The sequence below is a fragment of the Acinetobacter sp. ANC 4218 genome, from assembly GCF_002135245.1.
Taxonomy (GTDB): Bacteria; Pseudomonadota; Gammaproteobacteria; order Pseudomonadales; family Moraxellaceae; genus Acinetobacter.
This window is the reverse complement of the sequence record NZ_NEGD01000013.1, coordinates 1-18,383: the sequence shown is the minus strand read 5'-3', so window position 1 is coordinate 18,383 and position 18,383 is coordinate 1. Positions and strand designations below refer to the sequence as shown.

The following is an 18,383-nucleotide window of genomic DNA, read 5'->3' as shown; positions in this document are numbered from 1 at the left end:
CTTATGTTATAACGGTTATTCAGCCAATATTAAAGTTGTGCAATAAAAAAAGCCTAGTTAAAACTAGGCTTTTTTACGATATTTTTTCTTATTGGAAAGAAAAGCCATCTAAATTCAAATTGTTTGCAGACAGTGCAAGGTCAAGGCTAGAGGTTTGATAGTCTTGATCACGTTGTTTCAGGATATCTTTAGAAACATGACCTACTGCAATTTCACGTAAAGCAACCACAGTTGGTTTGTCGTTATCCCACTCTACAGTTGGTTCAATGCCTTGACGTGCCAATTGACGCGCGCGTTTGCTTGCCACTAGTACAAGCTCAAAGCGGTTGTCTACATGGTCTAAACAATCTTCAACGGTTACGCGTGCCATAAGAATTCTCGTTTGAATATTAAATTTGAACAGACTCGACAGTATAAAATGCTTTGCCTGCAGACTCAAGTTTTAATCACGGTTCAACAGGAGTAATTAATTTTTCAATCAATTCCTGATGACGGGTTGCCTGCTGTGAAATCACTAAACGATTGGCAATAATCACACATTCAAGATCATGCAGTGCCTTATTAAAGTCATCATTAATAATGACATAATCAAAGTTTGTATACTGCTGCATATCTTCAACTGCACAGCCCAAGCGGCGCTCGATCACTTCAACGGAGTCAGTGCCACGGTTAGATAGACGCTGGCGCAAATCAAACTGGCTAGGCGGTAAAATAAAAATTTGTTTGGATTCAGGAAAAAGTTTGCGGACTTGATCTGCACCTTGCCAGTCAATTTCAAGTAAAACATCATGTCCTTTGGCAAGCTGCTGTTTTACAGTCGCTTGAGCCGTACCGTAATAGTTGCCAAACACTTCTGCATATTCAATAAAACCGCCTTGCTCAACCAAGGCAATAAAATCTTCTTTTGTTGAAAAATGATAATGGATACCGTCAAGCTCACCGGGACGTTGGCCACGCGTGGTGTGAGAGACAGAAACGTGCAGATTGGTCACACGGTCGAGAAGGGCTTTAACGAGGGATGTTTTGCCTGTTCCAGATGCAGCAGAAACGACAAACAAGAGACCCGACATGATATTTTTCCTGATATGATAAAATATCTTCTCTATTTTAGAGCAGACTAAGGTCAAACTAAATAGCTGATCGTAGTTTGTTTGCATTTATTTCAAATTATTCCGCTCAACTTCGGGTGAACATTGAGGATCTTATGGAAATTGTATTGGCCAATCCACGTGGTTTTTGTGCAGGTGTCGACCGAGCAATTGCGATCGTCAACCGGGCACTGGAATGCTTTAATCCGCCTATTTATGTGCGTCATGAAGTGGTGCATAACAAGTTTGTGGTTGATGATTTACGTCAGCGCGGTGCAATTTTTGTTGATGAACTGGATGAAGTTCCCGATGACAATATCGTGATCTTTAGTGCACATGGTGTGTCGAAAGCGGTACAAATTGAGGCGGAGCGTCGTGGTTTAAAAGTCTTTGATGCCACCTGTCCGCTGGTCACCAAGGTGCATATAGAAGTGACCAAATATGCGCGTGAAGGAACGGAAGCCATTTTAATTGGTCATGAAGGTCACCCGGAAGTGGAAGGCACCATGGGGCAATATGACAAAAAAAATGGTGGTGAAATCTATTTGGTTGAAGATGAGCAGGATGTAGCGGCTTTAAAAATACAGCATCCTGAAAAAGTGGCTTTTGTCACTCAGACCACATTGTCAATTGACGATACCGCCAAAGTGATTGATGCTTTACGTACAAAATTCCCTCATATTCAGGGGCCACGTAAGGATGATATCTGCTATGCCACGCAAAACCGCCAAGATGCGGTACGTGACTTGGCAACTCAATGTGATGTGGTTTTAGTCGTCGGATCTCCTAATTCATCAAATTCAAACCGTTTGCGCGAGCTGGCGGAACGTATGGGGAAACATGCCTATTTGGTGGATAATGCCGATCAGCTTGATCAGGCCTGGTTTGATGAAAATACCAAAATTGGGGTAACTGCTGGTGCATCGGCACCCGAGATTTTAATCAAACAAGTGATTCAGCGTTTACAGGACTGGGGCGCCAAAGCGCCGCAAGAACTGGCTGGTCGTGAAGAAAATATTACGTTTAGTTTGCCGAAAGAGTTACGTATTCCTGTAACTCAAGCTTAAAGCGTGAATGATTTAACATTCTGAAAATTTTAAAAAATTGACAGATAATTGTATTTTGGCAATTATCTGTTTTTTTATGCCTTTTATCCTTTTGTGTGTTTAATTTGTAATTAAGTTCGATATTATTTTAAATAGGGTAAAGTTTTGTTGCCTAGAGGAAGGTTATGCATAAAAGTGGTGGATTTACTTTAATTGAGCTGATGGTGACAATAGCTGTAATAGCAATCGTGTCTATGATTGCAGCGCCAAATATGAGTAAAGCGATCGATAAAAGACAAATAGAAAGAACCACCACTGACTTTGAGAAAGCTCTTACACAGTCAAGATCTGATGCCGTTTTGAGCCGCAAACAAATTACTATTCATTTAGGCACATCAGGAACAGATACTCCTACTGACCGTTATTGGAGTATTCCTGAAGATGTTGATTTAAGCTTTAATGAAGGAACTTGCAATAGTGGTAGTTGGGAGACATCAGTAATCACCCCATTATCTACCATTGTTTTTTTACCTCAAGGGAATGTTGCTACTTTGCCAACAAATTTAGAAATCAAGTTGACAAGAAATCAAGTAGATCGATTTATTTATTTAACGAGTTTTGGTCGTGTTTCATCAAATGCCAAATCAGCTTTTGAGGGGAAATGTACATAATGAATATATTAAGTCAAAAAGGTATTGGTTTGGTTGAAGTAATTGTTGCATTGCTCCTTTTATCGATTGGTGTATTAGGTTTTGCAATGCTGCAAATACGGGCAATGGATGCTTCTATGGATGCGTCAAAGCGTATTCAGGCAATGAATTTGGCGCGAGATTTATCAGAAAGAATGAGGGCCAATAAACAAGGTCTTTCTAAATCTATCATTGTTGGAAAGGGAAGTGATGCCAAGTTGGTGGATGCTTATGCAAATGCACTTGCTGGTAAATATTACATCACAAGCTATTCTGCTTCTTGTGCAAATACAGCAAAATGTAATAGTGAAAATTTTGCTAAGGAAGATGTAAACCAGATTCTATTTAAAGCATATACAATGGGAATGAAAGTAGCATTGAATGATTGTCCAGGTAGTGCTAGCAATCGATATTGTGTATTTGTTGCTTGGGATGAAACTTTACCTATAGATGGATCTTCAGATACAAGCTGCACGAACAATGGCAGTTTTTTGGCGAGTTCAAAGTGCATTGTGCTGGAGGCATATTAATGAAGTATTCAAAAGGTATTACATTAGTTGAATTAATGATTGCTTTAGTCATTGGCCTAATAGTAATTGGGGCTGCCCTACAGTTATTTTTAACGGGTAGCATTAATTACAGTTTACAAAAAAATTTGGGTGAATTGCAGGATAATGGCAATTTTGGGCTTAATTTTATAATTAAAGATATTAAGCTGGCAAATTTAGATGCAGATTTGTCCGTTATTAATGACCGCAATAAATATAGTGGAATTGTTTTGACCAGCCTTAAAAGCTATGCATCATTAACCCCTGAAGAAGCGCAAGTTCACTCAGCAAATCTTCCCTTAAATTTGACTGATAGCACTGTAAATATTGCAAACCTTACATTAGCAAAAGTGGGGCCAAGCAATGTAGATCAAGCTAGTGATCAGCTAGTGATTCAATATAAAGCATTTGATCCTAATGGATTTGACTGTGAAGGCAATGCTTTTACACAAGAAGAGATAAATCAAGGTACATTTGTTGTACAACGTTATTATTTGCGCCCAGATGGCAAAACTTCAGATTTAGCTTTGGTATGTGATGCTGGGCGTTATAAAACGATGGTAGAAACAGCAGAATTACCAACTGGAATTTCAGGTTTAGGGCAACGAAGCCAAATCATTATGCGCCGAGTCGATTATTTTCATGTGTTATTGGGTGTCAAGCAGAATAATACAGATGAATTCAGTTATATGACGATCGATCAGTACATGGGGGTCAACAATCAATTAACAAAAAATGGCTCTCCGCGTCCTCGAATTATGTCTGTCCAGCTGGGTGCTTTGGTCCGCGGATATGATTCGATAGCAGGTAATGATACTTTGCCAACAGCATTTAAAGTCTTGAATAATGACGTGACTTTAACTGATTCAAGCGCCAAGGAAAAGTATGCTCGTGAAGTAGTAAGCCAAACAATAGCTTTAAGAAACGGTTATGGTCTCATGGAGGATCTATAAATGAAGCTTTATCAAAAAGGGGCAACATTAATTGTTGTTTTGTTTGTGCTGATATTTATGATCCTGATAGGTACATTAGCTGTCAAGCAAAGTCTAGTAGGTTTAAATATTGCAACAAACAGCCAAATTCAAAGCCTGATGAGGCAAACGGCAGATGCTGTATTTTTCTCTCTTGAGCGGGATAATCAAGATTCAGCTACTTTTCAGAAAAACTTGAGTTCATTGGGTTTGTTTGGAATGGTGAAATCTGATGCTTTTTTAGAAAAGGAATTGGTGTTCTGTTATAGACCGAAAACCCAAGAAAAAGTATTTAGCCTGCAAAACGCCAGTATAATTTACCCTTCAAATGAAACAGAAGTGAATAATTCTGAGCTTGGGGTAACGGGGTTTTGTAAATATGCATCAAGTGATTACAGTAGCGGACGGGATTTCATGATTTCTCAGGTTGCTGTGAAAAAAAGCAGTTTACAAACTGATGTGCCATTTAAATTTTATCCGTTGGGTACGGATACATCCACAGTACAATTAGATCAAGTCCAGCCTATTCAAATTATTGTGACAACAATTATACCAGGAGCTGCAAGCAGCACAGGTTCGGGGTGGTCGAGTTTTGAAACTCAAATTAATGATTGTTTTAAACTTCATATCAATGACAAATCAACTAAATATCCAAATCAAAAAACTGTTGCAGAATGTTTTAGTGACCTTGGAGTGCCTTATAGCCAGCAGGTTATGGATTATGCCGTCATTAGCTATGCATCAAAAAGTTAAGGAATTGGGGAGATTGAGATGAAAATGAAATATAAAAAACTGGTTGTTGCCATTCAATCTGCAACGATGACATCACTTATTTGTTCGGCATTACCAAGCTATGCAAGTGATATCGAGCTTTATAAAGCACCGAAATCAAGTGAAACCACACTTATGTTTATGTTGGATGTCTCTGGTAGTATGAATCCTGGTAGTAATTCATATAACGAAAATCGTCTAAAAAGTTTGAAAGATGGTATGATTACTTTGCTACAAGGAGATTCAAGTAAAGGGATTTCACCATTGCCTGATAGCTTGGTGGTTGGTATTTCAACATTTAATGACAAGACAGGGCGAATTAAATTGGAGGCAAAACCTTTAGGTGGGCCTTCTCCTCTTTCAGGTCAACGTTCAGTTTACAGAACAATAATTAATTATAAGCAAGATATTAGTCGAACTGAGACAGTCACCAAGACATCAACTCAAGATCAAATAAGAACACAAACCTCCAATAGTAAAAGAGATTGTGTATTCATATTCTTTTGTGGTGATTATGAATCTACAGGAGGTTGGACTCCTGGTGATTTAAATACAGGTTGGACAGCTTCAACCGGAACACCAATCGCAGATATAACAACAAGAACAGATTGGGTGCTTAATGGTGCTGCTCAACAACAAGGAAATATCATTGCCCAAGAATGTGTTGATTGGAATAATGATGCTACTTTAAGTTGTAAGACTTGGGTTGCTAGTAGCAAATTGCCGTTAGACTTTCCATTAGCCATTCCTACGCCTGTCAATTCAACTTATATTCAAGGTTCGGTGAGTAATGGTAATACTACGACTACTGGTCCAGTAGATGGTTCTTGGGGTGATCCAGAAGTTGTACCAGGGAGTCAGGTGTGTAAATCATCAGGATGTACAAGAAAACAAACTCGGTCTAAAAAGGTTGAAACCAAAAGTGCTACTTTACAAAACTCATCTTGGGCATATACAACGACTACCACATATGGAGGAATTGCTTATGAAACGCATCGAAAAAAACTACTTCGTGAAGTGAATGCTTTGACAGCAAATAGCGGTACTCCCACTGCTTTTGCTTATGCAGAAGTAGCTGCGTATTTGTTGGGGCAGTCTACTTTGGGTAAATCGGGTACAGGGTTTACAGAATCGAGTGAAGGCGATATTAGGACCAGTAGTGCTTATAAAAATCCTAGCCAAATTGATAAAGATAAACAGTGTAATACACAAGGAATTTATTTTTTAACTGATGGTGTTCCTGAGTATTCAAATGACACAAGTGCGCAAGAAATAACACAATCTGCTTTGAATGATTCGGCTTTTGAGTGTACTGATACAGATTTAACAGCAAGTCGCAACTTTTATGATGATTGTGCGGAGTTTAATAAAAACAAGACATCATGTAATAAATGGAAGTCGAATAGTTTATCAAAAACGAACTGGCAATGTATGGCTGGTTTAGCTAAACGTCTAAAAAATGGAACTGTGAGCGATACAAATCAAGCTTTAAATAATCCTAAAGGTGTTTCTATTCTAACTGCTGTAGTGGGCTTTGGTAGTACTTTGGGCGAAACATCAGGTATTTATGCGAATGATGTCGCAGCTGCAAAAGAATGGGGAGCATTGGGGGGAGGAAAATATTATTCTGGTAATAATTCTGAATCCGTTGTTGCAAGTGTGATTGCTTTCTTGAAAGATCTAGATAAATATATTCCTCCTGTCACTACAGGTTCGGTCACTATTCCAGTTGATGCTTTAGATACGCAAAATATTCAACCATGGGGGTATTTCCCACAATTTGATCCTAAGCCAGACGCTGTAAGTGCATCCGGTGTATCGACATGGTTGGGCAATTTAAAAAAATATAAAGTTGTAAACAGTGTTTTATATGATCGTGATTCCAAAACAATCACAAACTCAAATGGTTTGATGAAGGATGATATTAATGATTACTGGGCAGATATTAGTATTAAAAAACTTATTAATAAGGAAGTAAATGGGGTTAAGCAAACATTCAATGTGAAAGTTGGTGGTGCTTTGAGTCAAATGGCTTTGGGGTATGATGCTACACGTTCTCCGAAGGAAAGACGTATTTTTACAGATAGGACTATTGTTCAAGATAAAATTGATGCTAACCAAAATATATTAGGCAGCATAAGTTCAGGTGAGTTAACTCAGATTGGGCGTGATGACTTTATTTCAACAAGTACTAATAAATTTAAAGAAGATCCTAAGCGTGCTTATTTATTATCACTTTTGGGTTATCCAGTTGGAAAAGATTTAGCTTATAACATTGATTTATATCCTAAAGAACAAATTTATCAAAATGAATTGCAACAGGTGCTTAATCAAAAAGTGGAAAGAGATTGGTTAATGGGTGCAGTCATGCATTCACGACCAATTTTATTAACGCAACAAGGTACAACAAGTTATGAAAATAATGTCTTAACTTATACTAACCGAGATGATTTGATAGTCTATGGTAGTACTCAGGGGATTCTTCATGTTGTTCGTGCTGGTAAGGATGGTTCTGATAGTAATGCAGGAAAGGAAGTATTTGCATTTGTTCCTTCAGAAATGATTGAAAGTCAACCCAAAGCTTTTCTATCACAAGATAATCAAATTTCTGAATTGAAGTATGGAATTGATGGTCAATGGACTGCATATACTGAATATGTAACTAAATTGACTAGCGTTACAAATACAAATCCTACTGTAACTGTAGATGGCGGTAAGCAATGGTTGTATGGTGGATTACGAATGGGAGGTAAGAGTTATTATGCTCTTGATCTTTCAGGTGTTACTTCAACTACAGGTAAACCAAAATTAAAATTTAAAATTACACCATCTGGTACTTGTAGTACAACTAACCCACTTGGTTGTATGGGTCAGAGTTGGTCCAAACCCACAATTACTTGGGTAAATTGGCAAGGTAAACGTAAGCTTGTGATGCTAGTAGGTGGGGGATATGATAAACGTTATGAATCCTCAGTGGACTACAATTCTTCAGAAATTGATGAAGGCGCAGGGATCTACATGTTTGATGCAGATGATGGCACGTTACTTTGGTGGGCAAGTTCGAATGTAGGATCCGCTAACTCATCAACGAATAAATCTTATCATGCAAATTTAAACAAAAGTGTAGTAGGAGGAATTAAAGCGATTGATCGTAATGCTGACGGTATAACGGATCACCTATATTTTGGTGATTTAGGTGGTCAATTATGGAGAGTTGATCTGAGTAACCACATTAATGCAGGTGTTTCAGGCAGCGAAGGAGAGAACTTCGCAAAACATGTGGTAAGAATACTAGACATGTCTGGAACAGATGCACCGAGATTTTATTCAACACCAACCTTCACCATTCATAACTCGAATAATACCACATTTGGGGCGGTCTCAATTGGATCAGGTAACTTAAGTTATCCGATGTCAGCTAAGGATAATGCGACAGATGCTGTGTATGTTGTTTATGATAAAGATGTTGCACGTCGAAATCTTATGGTATTAAAAGACAGTATTTCTTCAACAGAGCTTTATACCAAAGATGTAAAAACAAGTGCGAGTGGTGGAACGCGCCTAATTAAAAATGTAGATGGGAACTCGTTTGTGCCTCTTTCTAATGGGGGGTGGTATTATGTGCCTGGTAATAGCAAACGTATCTTGAATGATCCAGTAGCAATTGATAGTGATCTCTATGTCAGCATCTTTGATGCAACGAAAGATATTACAAATGTGGGCTGTTCGGGTGGCGTGCGTGGAGAAAGTAATGTTGCTCAATTCTGTTTGCCATTTGGTCAATGTGTTGTGAAGAAAGGAACTTCAACTGAAGTAGAGCAAAGACCGAGCGATATATTTTTGGGTAAAGGTAATATAGGTATTAGTTTTGGTGGTATCGACACGAAACGTGGCTTAGTACTGAATTTGCCGACAGATAAACCATTAAAATCGTATCAAGGTAAAACGAAGTTTATTTCACAACGTTGGTATGAACGTTAATTAGGGGGGATTCAATGAATAAAGAAAATGGATTCACTTTGATTGAACTTATGATTGTGGTGGTAATCCTAGCGATTATTGCTGCAATCGCTTTACCAAGTTACCAAAGTTATGTGCGGAAAAGCACTGAAAGTAAAGTGCAGCAAGAAATTCTTAAAGTTTCAGAACAACTTGAAAATTATCGTGCTCGAAATTTTAATTACCGAAATTTTACTGCGAACTCTGTGCAAATGCCTGATGGATATAGTTTAGATATCTATGATATTGATGACACTTCAAAAAGTTTGACTTCAGGCGTGCAGGGGCGAGGCTGGTATATTAAAGTTACACCACCAGGTGATCCCAAAGATTATTACTTTTTAATGGGAAGTAATGGCTTGAAATGTAAGTCGCATTTAGCAAGTGATGTTGATTTTAAATGTGAGCCTTGGGATGAAACTGGACCGAGTGGAAGTCAATCATGGTAAAGAATAAAAATGGTTTTACTTTAATTGAGTTGCTTATTGTTGTGGCAATTATTGGCATCTTAGCTGCAATAGCCTATCCAGCTTATACGCAGTATGTGATCAAATCTAACCGTATAGATGTGCAAACTGAATTGGCGCGAGTTGCTTCAGTGTTGCAGCGTTATAAAATGTTGAATTCAACCTATTTAAAAGCTGGGCAACCGATAACGTTGTCGGACCTGGGAATTTCACCAGATTATCCAAATTCAGCAAAAAAGTTATATGAGTTAGAAATTTCAAACGTCTCTGCTGGTACTTGGACCTTAACGGCAACACCTGAAGGAGCACAAGTGGGGAATGGAGAAGTAGTGTTGAATCATAATAGTCAAAAGTGCTGGACAAAAGGTTCCTCATGTATTCCTTCTGCTACGACAAACTGGGACGGCAAATAATCCAAATTCAAAACTGTGGATAAACAAAAAATGATCTTTCATTCGGGGCAAACTTCACGTAAAATACTGCCCTCTATGAAAGGGGTTTGAAATGTATCGGTGGTCGGTGCAGGGATAATCCGTAAAAACTATAAGGTTCTATCATGGTTGTTATTCGTCTTGCACGCGGTGGTGCTAAAAAACGTCCGTTCTATCAAATCATTGTGACTGATAGCCGTAATGCACGTGACGGTCGTTTCATCGAACGTATCGGTTTCTTCAACCCTACAGCCCAAGGTAAAGCAGAAAAACTTCGTTTAGATGCTGACCGTTTTGCTCACTGGGTAGCACAAGGTGCTCAACCTTCTGAACGTGTTGCTTCTTTAGCTGCTCAAGCTAAGAAAGCTGCAGTTGCTGCATAATTTTTTATAAATTAGGTAGTTGCCCATGACACCAACACAGAATGTTCCCGAAGATCGTATTCAGATTGGACAGTTACGTTCAGCATATGGATTAAATGGGTGGCTCTGGGTCTATTCCAATACAGAACCCATGAGCAACATCTTTGACTATCTGCCTTGGTACATTGAGACCAAGGCGGGTTGGCAAATTGTCGATGTAAAACGTTGGAAACCACATGGCAAAGGCCTGGTTGTGTCGCTAAAAGGTGTGAGTGATCGCACTGGCGCAGACGAACTGGTTGGCTCCAATGTCTGGATTTCAAAATCGCAGCTTCCACAAGCAGGTATGGATGAGTATTACTGGACAGATTTGAAAGGCTTAACAGTGTTAGGTTTGGATGACGCTGAACAGGAAGTCAATCTCGGTAAAATCCATGAAATGTTTGAGACGGGTGCCAATGATGTCATGGTGGTTCACGCAACACCAGATAGCGTTGATGCTGAAGAGCGTATGATTCCGTGGCATAAAGATGTGGTACAGCGAGTTGATCTTGAAGCTGGTCGTATCTACGTGAATTGGGGCGTAGATTATTAATCCTTTAAGGATACGCAGCAGGAAAATAGAGGAGTCTGCGATGTTTTTTGCAGTCATTACGCTTTTTCCTGAAATGTTTGAAGCGATTACAGCCTACGGTATCAGCGGGCGTGCGGCAAAACGTGAAATAGTACAAGTCACTTGTATTAATCCTCGCGATTATGCTGAGGGCAACTACAAAAGAGTGGATGAACGTCCATTTGGTGGTGGTCCTGGTATGGTGATGATGGCAGAGCCTCTGGCTAAAGCAATTCACCATGCTAAAGAGCTTGCAAAGCAAGCAGGATGTGATCAGGTTCCTGTGGTGTATATGTCGCCACAAGGAAAAACCTTAAACGAACCTGCAGTACAGCAGTTTGTCGAATATGACGGATTGATTGTGTTGTGTGGACGTTATGAAGGCGTCGATGAACGTTTGATCCAGCATTATGTTGATCAGGAATGGTCAATTGGAGATTACGTATTGTCGGGCGGTGAACTGCCTGCGATGGTTTTATTGGACAGTATTATCCGGAGACTTCCGGGTGCCATGTCAGATGAACAATCTCACGTGCAAGACTCATTTGTGGATGGTCTGTTAGATTGCCCACAATATACTAAGCCAGACCATTTTGAAGGTTTGGATGTGCCTGAAGTACTTAAATCCGGGCATCATGCAAATATTGAAAAATGGCGGTTTTTGCAGCGCTATCAACGCACCTTGGAACGCCGGCCTGAGCTGGTTGAAAAGGTAGAGTTGACCAAGCAGCAAAAAAAATGGCTCAAAGATTCGCAAGAACAGAGTAAATAAGCTCAGTTTACGCAAATATACGACAAGCATGTCGCTTGAAGTATTTAATAGGCTCTTTATGCATTGAAGCGGTCAAGCATGAAGGGAAAGTCAATCGGGCCTATGCGCTTTAGCCTCTAGTCCCAGTGGATATCAGACCTCTTCTGACCCACATTATTGGAGATACCCCATGAGTGGTAAGCATCCTTTAGTACAAGCTGTTGAAAATGCTCAGCTTAAACAAGACATCCCAGCTTTTGCACCAGGTGACACAGTAGTTGTCCAAGTAAAAGTAAAAGAAGGCGACCGTGAACGTCTACAAGCGTTCGAAGGCGTTGTAATCGCTAAGAAAAACCGTGGCTTGAACTCTGCGTTCACAGTACGTAAAATTTCTAGCGGTGTTGGTGTTGAGCGTGTATTCCAAACTCACTCACCAATCGTTGCTGGTATCGAAGTGAAACGTCGTGGTGACGTTCGTCGTGCTAAACTTTACTACCTACGTGAATTGTCTGGTAAAGCTGCACGTATTCGTGAAAAATTACCAGCTCGTAAAACTAAAGCTTAATTGTAAGTTTTATACGAGTAAAAAAATGCGCCTGTTGGCGCATTTTTTATGTCTGAAATTTGAGTGGTTATAAGCCTTGCTGTTTTAAACGGTTGGCATGCTGACGGTAAACATCTACCGGATCCGGTGCAAATAAAGATTTAAGACCAAATACTTGATTGACTTCATCTAAATGGTTCCAGTTATAGTTATCGCGGATGGTTTTACCAAACTTGGCACTGCAACGTGACACCAGGCCATCATTTTCTTTACCGCCATCAATTAGCCAGCTGGTTACTTGTAAGGCTGAATCCGGATCAAGTACATTGGTCACAGTGCTGGTACCTGTAAAGGAGTAGTTGTATATGCCGTTGTCAAGAAGTTTACCTTCCCCACAGGGTGTGGTGGGTAGACCGATAGGGAACTTGGCATTAAACTGTGCAGCGCCTGCACGGGTTAAACTTGTTCCTCCTGCAAGTGAATCATGCGGAAAACTCTTCGGGTCAAGCCCTTGTGCCCAGGTAATTGCTTTGGAAACAAAATTGATGATACCTGCCAGTGGACCTTCTATAGCTGTACCTTCAGCAGATAAAATGAGGTCTGCCACAGGCGAGCCTGTATTTGGAGCACCTACACCTGTCATGGAGGCAACTTTGTCTGGCATTGCGCCGCCCACATAGCGAATAGTTGGACCGCCATGCGAATGGCCAATCAGATTGACTTTCTCTGCCCCGGTTAATGCCAGAATCTCTTCGACTTGTTGTACCAGTTGTTCACCACGAATTTCAGACGAGTTAAATGGCGATACACGGGTGGCCCAGACATTGGCGCCGTTTCGTGCCAAGTCGGGCAAAATCTGATACCAGTAATCAAGACCAAACTGGTCTGTACCTACGGTAATGAAACCTGCCATACCGTGACTAAAAACAATCGGATATTTGGTTTTTGCATAAGTTGAGACCGCTTTAGCTGTCACTTGTGAGGTGTTGGATGCCTGAGCAGTACCCAATAGTGTGCCGGTGAGTAAACCAGCGAGTAATAGTCCGTATTTCATAAAAAATCCTCATTTTTTTTGTTTTATGTATCCCTGCATATGCTAAATCCGGGGTGCTAAATACCAGACTCAGCGCATGATTTAAAAGTTGCAGCTCTGACCCAATCGTTAAGTGAGGTCCTGAACGATAAAGAAAATACATAAGAATATGATTTCTGATGCTTTTAGTTGTTATAAACCTTGCAGTTTGAGACGGTTGGCGTGTTGTCTGAACAGGGCAACCGGATCAGGAGCAAACAATCCTTTCAGGCCAAACATCATATTCGCCAGATCGGTATGGTTCAGATTGTAATTGTCACGAATGACCTGACCAATATGCGAACTGCAACGGGCCACCATGCCATCATTGTCTTTGTTGCCATAAGACAGTGGACCGAGTTGCATCAGAATGCTATCAATGTCCAGAAGATTGGTGGTTTGAGCTGTACCGCCCCAAGAATAGTAGTAAATATTCTTATCGACTTTTGCACCGCTTTGGTTACAGTCTGAAGCCAAAGCAGCAGTGGGGAAACGTTTATTAAAGTTTGCAGATTCCACTTCAGTCAGAGACTTCATTGAAGCATCAAAGTTCACGGGAATGTCCGGATTGGCCTGAGCCCAAGTCATCAGTGGTCCAATAATGTATTGTCCCAAAATATTGAACGCAGTGCGGCTAATCGTATTGCTTTGAATATCATCGGCGACCTTAGAGCCGCGATAGGTTCCGCCCACGCCGGTGACTGATGCCACATATCGTGGTTCTACCGCTGCGACATATTGTACGGTTGGACCGCCATGACTGTGGCCAATCAGGTTCACTTTATCCTGCCCCGTAATTGCGAGTACTTCTTCGACTTGAGCAATTAGCTGTTCACCACGGAACTCGGTGGTATTGGCAGGGGATAGCTGCGCGGCAAAAACAGTTGAACCATTGCGTGCCATATCAGGCAAAATCTGGTACCAGTAATCAATATTGAAACTGTCATCGCCAATGCGTGACCAGCCTAACCAGCCATGGGTCATGACAATGGGATACCGGGTCTTTGCATAGTCAGATTTGACCGTTTCTTGAATTTGCAAAATTCCTTTTGCTGCCTGTGTTTCAGCTGCTAGCCCGAGTATCAGGGTCATCATGACAGCAAGCATGGTCGTTTTTTTACTTTTTAAAGTTTTCATCAACTTTTTCCTTAAATATTTTTGTTTTTATTCATATCAGTACAGCCATAAGTTGATTAATCTAATCTTCTTATTGGCTTACAGTGCGATTAATCGCCATACGGTAATTTTCCTCCCTGATCATGGATGGTTTCAAAAGTCCCGACTCGAAGTTGTTGTTGTGGTTTATTAAAATGCTGGGTGCGTAATTTTTGCACGGCTTCCTGCTTGGCTTCATCACTCATGCCGCTTTTCATGATGCTGTCCCGTTCATCCAGATACTGATTGACCTTGTCTTTCCAGTCATTGCGTTGTTCATCTAAAGCCTCTAAACGTTGAGTGGCTTCAGGACCGACCAGATTCATGCGCATCTGATGAATATCTTGTGCTGAACCGCCCCGGGCTTTAATGTCTGCCGTAAGTTTGCGCAGGTCTTCCAGTTTATTGAGCTGTTCGAGGTTTTCTTTCCAGTCTTTAGGTAACTGGTTAAAAAGATCTTTTAGTTTTTGTGCTTTTTGTGCTTCGGTCAAGCTCTTGTCTGCCAGAACGGTCATGCGATTGAGAGTGTATTCATGGTAGGTGTCTTCCGTACCAAATAGGCCTTCAATTTCGTAATTAGAGAACAACTGTTTACGCAGATTTTTCATATTGGCGAAAATACTTTGATAATATTGAGGATCTTCCTTGTCGATATTGGGAGGCTGCAAATCGCCCAGTTTTTCCCGGTAATTGATATAGCGATTCCACAAATCAATAATTTGCCCTAGAGCGGGTTGCTTATAGTTTTGCTGTATATAAGTTTTAAAATCATGTTTAATTTGTTTAAGATCTTTTTCGCCATACTGGGTAATGAAATATTCAAAACAGTTGCGGGTCTGCTCATTTACGATTAAACGGTTGGCATTGTCCAGACGTAACTGACAGTTCACTTCAGTGTCTTGCTGGCTAGGACTGACGAAAGCCTGATTCTGATCTGTAGGGGCTGGTATAGACGATGTTAAGAGATGATTCTGCACCTCAGTATTTTGAACAGTTTCTGTTTGTTCTGCTGTGGATTGGGAAGGTGCGAGCCAAAATAACAGCACAGCCAAGCACACTATAATAACAAGCAAAATAATCCATAATTTATGATGTTTATGCATGTCCTATGCAACCTTCTTTATTGTGTTTTTTAAGGTTCTAAAATTGAATTCAATTTGCCATAAAGAAAGTGAATAAAACGTAGAAAAGTTGTAAAAAATGACAAGCGGTTGTTAACATAGCAGCCGTTTGAACTTGTTTGATTTTCACTATGAAAAAAACGTCACCTAAAATTCAACGCCGGCATATCAGCGGTGTATTTTTACTGAATAAGCCTTTGGGTCTCAGTTCAAATGCGGCCTTGCAAAAAGTACGCTGGTTGTATCGGGCACAAAAGGCCGGACATACCGGAGCGCTTGATCCACTGGCCTCAGGTTTACTGCCCATCTGTTTGGGTGAGGCAACCAAATTTTCCCACTATTTACTTGATTCGACCAAGCGTTACCAGACCACCATTCATTTGGGGCACAGTACCACCACTGGTGATGTAGAAGGTGAAGTGTTACTGGAACAGGCTGTGCCTGTATTGTCTGAAGAGAAAATTACCCAGGTGCTGGAAAAATTTGTCGGCGATATTCAGCAAGTGCCGCCGATGTATTCCGCTTTAAAAAAGGAAGGCCGTCCGCTGTATGAGTTGGCGCGTAAAGGGATAGAAATTGAACGGGAATCACGTCCGATTCATATTTATGCCATCGAATTACTTTCTTTTACTGAAAATAGTATTAGCCTGGATGTGACCTGTTCTAAAGGCACCTACATTCGTGTACTGGGCGAAGATATTGCCCAAGCCTTGGGTACATATGGTTATCTGACTTATCTGCACCGGATTAAAACCGGTCATTTTGACCTGATTCCTGAATACACGATCGAGTATTTGGAGAGCCTGACTGAGCAAGAGCGTGAGGCTTTGTTGTTGCCTGCCTATGCACCGGTCGATCATTTCCCTAAAGTTCAGGCGCCTGAAGGACGTGCTGAATATTTTAGCCGTGGCATGGAAAGCAATATTGAACATGCAGCTGAAGCTCAAGTGCTGGTGTTTGAAGGTGAAAAATGTTTAGGTCTGGCCGAAATTACCGACAGTAAACGTCTGGTTCCGAAACGTGTGTTAAATCTCGAATAATTGTTGAAATAAATATATGGAAATTGAAATTATCTTAAGCCTTCTGTTTTTTGCATTTTTTGCCGGTGCGATTGATGCAGCAGTAGGAGGTGGCGGATTAATTCAAATTCCGGCCATTATGAATGCGATGCCGCAACTGTCGCCTGCGACGGTATTTGGTACCAATAAATTGTCATCGATCTGCGGTACCGCATCGGCAGCTTATTCATTTGTACGTAAAGTCAAATTGCGCTGGAAGCTGCTGGCGATTATTGCCAGCTGTGCTTTTGTCAGCTCTTTTGCCGGAGCGGCTTGTGTCAGCATGATTCCCAAAGAAGTGCTGCGTCCTTTTGTACTGGTGATGCTGATTGTGATTGCTATCTATACCTTTATGAAAAAGCAGTTTGGGCAAGTACATGTGCGGCAGGAACTGACACCGAAAATCTTGCTGCTGGCTGCTGCAGGTAGCCTCGCGATTGGTTTTTATGACGGCATTTTTGGTCCGGGCACCGGCAGTTTCTTCATTTTCTTTTTTATCCGTTACCTGCAAGCGGACTTTCTGCATGCTTCGGCATTGTCCAAGGTCGCCAATTTAACCACCAACCTTGCTGCACTGAGCTTTTTTGCTCCTACTGGTCATGTCCTGTTTGGCTTGGGGTTGATGATGGCTGCCGCCAATGTAGTCGGTTCAATAGTCGGTGTGCGGGCTGCATTGAAATATGGCAGCGGCTTTATTCGCATTCTGTTTTTAATTTTGGCCAGTATCCTGATTGTTCGTTTGGGATATCAGACCTTTTTTCCATAAATCATTCTCGACATTAAAATTTTTCATACAAATTCTCCTTATAAAAGTTCCTAAATATTTGCTCATGAAACAAACGGCTGAAGACCGTTATTTTTATCAAATCAAGCGTAAAACTCTGTCCTTCAGGTCAGAGATATAAGCGACACGACATGAAATGTCGTTTAATTTTTAAGAATCAATACTTTTAATTTAACATGAGCTAATATAAGCCTATGAAAACGCTTAAATTACGCATAAAAGACAAACATTGCAAGGTGCTAGAGCAATTAGCATCTGAGGTGAACTTGGTTTGGAATTATGTGAATGATTTAAGTTTTAAACACCTGAAAAGAACAGGTGACTTTTTCTCAGCATTTGATATGACTAAATACACAAAAGGAACTTCAAAACTGTGTGGTTTACATAGTCAAACAGTGCAAAGGATAACAGAAGAATATGTTGACAAAAGAAGACAGCACAAGAAAGCAAAGCTGAAATGGCGTGTAAGCAATAAGAAATCGGCAAGACGTTCACTTGGTTGGATACCTTTTAAAAAAGTAGCGATTAAATATGCTGATGGATATGTGCAATATGGCAAGCATCAATTCAAACTGAGGGATAGCTACGGTATAGGCAAATACAGCGTTAGAACAGGCTCATTTGTTGAGGATAGTCGTGGGCGCTGGTATGTGTGTCTTGTTGTGGATAGCACTAAAGCTGAGAAACCTACCGCCACCAAAGCGATCGGGATTGATCTGGGCTTAAAAGATATAGCCACCTGCTCAGATGGTACTGTGATTTCAAATCCTAAATTCTATCGAAAATATGAAAAGAAATTAAGGATTGCCCAACGAGCAAGGAATAAAAAACGTGTTCGTGCATTACATGCCAAGATTGCAAATAGTCGTAAAGATCATTTGCATAAGGCAAGCACTCTGCTTGTGAAAGAAAA

Annotated in this window: 20 protein-coding genes; 15 read left to right on the top strand and 5 right to left on the bottom strand. The window is 40.5% G+C overall.

The window, feature by feature from the left end:
- Nucleotides 1-88: 88 nt before the first annotated feature.
- Together rpoZ and gmk are read right to left on the bottom strand one after the other, a co-directional pair.
- Entirely contained in the window at nt 89-370 is a 282-nt protein-coding gene (gene rpoZ / locus B9T38_RS12920) for a DNA-directed RNA polymerase subunit omega (RefSeq protein ID WP_004896248.1), read from the bottom strand.
- Between the two features lie 76 nt (nt 371-446).
- A complete protein-coding gene (gene gmk / locus B9T38_RS12915) occupies nt 447-1,070 on the bottom strand; it encodes a guanylate kinase (protein ID WP_086197186.1) in 624 nt (207 codons plus the stop codon).
- A gap of 134 nt (nt 1,071-1,204) precedes the next feature.
- On the opposite strand from gmk, the gene ispH reads away from it, so the two are divergent.
- The 12 genes from ispH (at nt 1,205) to rplS (ending at nt 12,301) form a co-directional block, all read left to right on the top strand.
- On the top strand, nt 1,205-2,155 hold the full coding sequence (ispH, locus tag B9T38_RS12910; protein WP_086197185.1) for a 4-hydroxy-3-methylbut-2-enyl diphosphate reductase: 951 nt from the start codon (nt 1,205-1,207) through the stop codon (nt 2,153-2,155).
- Between the two features lie 164 nt (nt 2,156-2,319).
- Complete coding sequence (locus B9T38_RS12905; RefSeq protein WP_086197184.1) at nt 2,320-2,805, top strand: GspH/FimT family pseudopilin; 486 nt, start codon at nt 2,320-2,322, stop codon at nt 2,803-2,805.
- The gene (gene pilV / locus B9T38_RS12900) at nt 2,805-3,353 is read left to right on the top strand and encodes a type IV pilus modification protein PilV (RefSeq protein ID WP_086197183.1); all 549 of its coding nucleotides are present in this window, start codon (nt 2,805-2,807) and stop codon (nt 3,351-3,353) included. The genes B9T38_RS12905 and pilV overlap by 1 nt, the downstream gene beginning before the upstream one ends.
- Nucleotides 3,353-4,324 (top strand): PilW family protein, encoded by a 972-nt coding sequence (locus B9T38_RS12895; protein WP_086197182.1) that lies wholly within the window; start codon nt 3,353-3,355, stop codon nt 4,322-4,324. Before pilV ends, B9T38_RS12895 begins: the two co-directional genes overlap by 1 nt.
- A complete protein-coding gene (locus B9T38_RS12890) occupies nt 4,325-5,095 on the top strand; it encodes a pilus assembly PilX family protein (protein WP_086197181.1) in 771 nt (256 codons plus the stop codon). It begins immediately after the preceding gene.
- Between the two features lie 18 nt (nt 5,096-5,113).
- On the top strand, nt 5,114-9,094 hold the full coding sequence (locus B9T38_RS12885; RefSeq protein ID WP_086197180.1) for a PilC/PilY family type IV pilus protein: 3,981 nt from the start codon (nt 5,114-5,116) through the stop codon (nt 9,092-9,094).
- A 14-nt stretch (nt 9,095-9,108) separates the two neighbouring features.
- Entirely contained in the window at nt 9,109-9,561 is a 453-nt protein-coding gene (locus B9T38_RS12880; RefSeq protein ID WP_086197179.1) for a type IV pilin protein, read from the top strand.
- Nucleotides 9,555-9,992, top strand: coding sequence for a type IV pilin protein (locus B9T38_RS12875; protein ID WP_086197178.1), 438 nt, complete (start codon nt 9,555-9,557; stop codon nt 9,990-9,992). The genes B9T38_RS12880 and B9T38_RS12875 overlap by 7 nt, the downstream gene beginning before the upstream one ends.
- Before the next feature lie 143 nt (nt 9,993-10,135).
- Nucleotides 10,136-10,393, top strand: coding sequence for a 30S ribosomal protein S16 (rpsP, locus tag B9T38_RS12870; RefSeq protein ID WP_086197177.1), 258 nt, complete (start codon nt 10,136-10,138; stop codon nt 10,391-10,393).
- 25 nt (nt 10,394-10,418) lie between these two features.
- Nucleotides 10,419-10,967 (top strand): ribosome maturation factor RimM, encoded by a 549-nt coding sequence (rimM, locus tag B9T38_RS12865; RefSeq protein WP_086197176.1) that lies wholly within the window; start codon nt 10,419-10,421, stop codon nt 10,965-10,967.
- A gap of 40 nt (nt 10,968-11,007) precedes the next feature.
- The gene (trmD, locus tag B9T38_RS12860) at nt 11,008-11,757 is read left to right on the top strand and encodes a tRNA (guanosine(37)-N1)-methyltransferase TrmD (protein WP_086197175.1); all 750 of its coding nucleotides are present in this window, start codon (nt 11,008-11,010) and stop codon (nt 11,755-11,757) included.
- A gap of 169 nt (nt 11,758-11,926) precedes the next feature.
- The gene (rplS, locus tag B9T38_RS12855) at nt 11,927-12,301 is read left to right on the top strand and encodes a 50S ribosomal protein L19 (protein ID WP_086197174.1); all 375 of its coding nucleotides are present in this window, start codon (nt 11,927-11,929) and stop codon (nt 12,299-12,301) included.
- Between the two features lie 67 nt (nt 12,302-12,368).
- Here the strand turns inward: rplS and B9T38_RS12850 are convergent, their stop codons facing one another.
- From B9T38_RS12850 to B9T38_RS12840, 3 genes are all read right to left on the bottom strand, one after another.
- The gene (locus tag B9T38_RS12850) at nt 12,369-13,334 is read right to left on the bottom strand and encodes an esterase/lipase family protein (RefSeq protein ID WP_086197173.1); all 966 of its coding nucleotides are present in this window, start codon (nt 13,332-13,334) and stop codon (nt 12,369-12,371) included.
- A 171-nt stretch (nt 13,335-13,505) separates the two neighbouring features.
- The gene (locus tag B9T38_RS12845) at nt 13,506-14,489 is read right to left on the bottom strand and encodes an esterase/lipase family protein (protein ID WP_086197172.1); all 984 of its coding nucleotides are present in this window, start codon (nt 14,487-14,489) and stop codon (nt 13,506-13,508) included.
- Between the two features lie 89 nt (nt 14,490-14,578).
- Nucleotides 14,579-15,610 carry a lipase secretion chaperone gene (locus B9T38_RS12840; protein ID WP_086197171.1) on the bottom strand — a complete coding sequence of 344 codons (1,032 nt, stop codon included), beginning with the start codon at nt 15,608-15,610 and terminating at the stop codon, nt 14,579-14,581.
- 149 nt (nt 15,611-15,759) lie between these two features.
- Here B9T38_RS12840 and truB point away from each other — a divergent pair, with 149 nt between their 5' ends.
- The 3 genes from truB to B9T38_RS12825 all read left to right on the top strand — a co-directional run.
- Nucleotides 15,760-16,668, top strand: a complete 909-nt coding sequence (truB, locus tag B9T38_RS12835) for a tRNA pseudouridine(55) synthase TruB (protein WP_086197170.1) — start codon at nt 15,760-15,762, stop codon at nt 16,666-16,668.
- Nucleotides 16,669-16,684: 16 nt separating this feature from the next.
- The gene (locus B9T38_RS12830) at nt 16,685-17,452 is read left to right on the top strand and encodes a sulfite exporter TauE/SafE family protein (protein WP_086197169.1); all 768 of its coding nucleotides are present in this window, start codon (nt 16,685-16,687) and stop codon (nt 17,450-17,452) included.
- 212 nt (nt 17,453-17,664) lie between these two features.
- A partial coding sequence (locus B9T38_RS12825) for an RNA-guided endonuclease InsQ/TnpB family protein (protein WP_086197168.1) occupies nt 17,665-18,383 on the top strand: 719 nt, incomplete at its 3' end.

What these genes read in the sequence shown, in the direction of transcription:
- rpoZ (WP_004896248.1), bottom strand. Translation starts at nt 370, where the DNA reads ATGGCACGCGTAACCGTTGAAGATTGTTTAGACCATGTAGACAACCGC.
- gmk (WP_086197186.1), bottom strand. Translation starts at nt 1,070, where the DNA reads ATGTCGGGTCTCTTGTTTGTCGTTTCTGCTGCATCTGGAACAGGCAAA.
- ispH (WP_086197185.1), top strand. Translation starts at nt 1,205, where the DNA reads ATGGAAATTGTATTGGCCAATCCACGTGGTTTTTGTGCAGGTGTCGAC.
- B9T38_RS12905 (WP_086197184.1), top strand. Translation starts at nt 2,320, where the DNA reads ATGCATAAAAGTGGTGGATTTACTTTAATTGAGCTGATGGTGACAATA.
- pilV (WP_086197183.1), top strand. Translation starts at nt 2,805, where the DNA reads ATGAATATATTAAGTCAAAAAGGTATTGGTTTGGTTGAAGTAATTGTT.
- B9T38_RS12895 (WP_086197182.1), top strand. Translation starts at nt 3,353, where the DNA reads ATGAAGTATTCAAAAGGTATTACATTAGTTGAATTAATGATTGCTTTA.
- B9T38_RS12890 (WP_086197181.1), top strand. Translation starts at nt 4,325, where the DNA reads ATGAAGCTTTATCAAAAAGGGGCAACATTAATTGTTGTTTTGTTTGTG.
- B9T38_RS12885 (WP_086197180.1), top strand. Translation starts at nt 5,114, where the DNA reads ATGAAAATGAAATATAAAAAACTGGTTGTTGCCATTCAATCTGCAACG.
- B9T38_RS12880 (WP_086197179.1), top strand. Translation starts at nt 9,109, where the DNA reads ATGAATAAAGAAAATGGATTCACTTTGATTGAACTTATGATTGTGGTG.
- B9T38_RS12875 (WP_086197178.1), top strand. Translation starts at nt 9,555, where the DNA reads ATGGTAAAGAATAAAAATGGTTTTACTTTAATTGAGTTGCTTATTGTT.
- rpsP (WP_086197177.1), top strand. Translation starts at nt 10,136, where the DNA reads ATGGTTGTTATTCGTCTTGCACGCGGTGGTGCTAAAAAACGTCCGTTC.
- rimM (WP_086197176.1), top strand. Translation starts at nt 10,419, where the DNA reads ATGACACCAACACAGAATGTTCCCGAAGATCGTATTCAGATTGGACAG.
- trmD (WP_086197175.1), top strand. Translation starts at nt 11,008, where the DNA reads ATGTTTTTTGCAGTCATTACGCTTTTTCCTGAAATGTTTGAAGCGATT.
- rplS (WP_086197174.1), top strand. Translation starts at nt 11,927, where the DNA reads ATGAGTGGTAAGCATCCTTTAGTACAAGCTGTTGAAAATGCTCAGCTT.
- B9T38_RS12850 (WP_086197173.1), bottom strand. Translation starts at nt 13,334, where the DNA reads ATGAAATACGGACTATTACTCGCTGGTTTACTCACCGGCACACTATTG.
- B9T38_RS12845 (WP_086197172.1), bottom strand. Translation starts at nt 14,489, where the DNA reads ATGAAAACTTTAAAAAGTAAAAAAACGACCATGCTTGCTGTCATGATG.
- B9T38_RS12840 (WP_086197171.1), bottom strand. Translation starts at nt 15,610, where the DNA reads ATGCATAAACATCATAAATTATGGATTATTTTGCTTGTTATTATAGTG.
- truB (WP_086197170.1), top strand. Translation starts at nt 15,760, where the DNA reads ATGAAAAAAACGTCACCTAAAATTCAACGCCGGCATATCAGCGGTGTA.
- B9T38_RS12830 (WP_086197169.1), top strand. Translation starts at nt 16,685, where the DNA reads ATGGAAATTGAAATTATCTTAAGCCTTCTGTTTTTTGCATTTTTTGCC.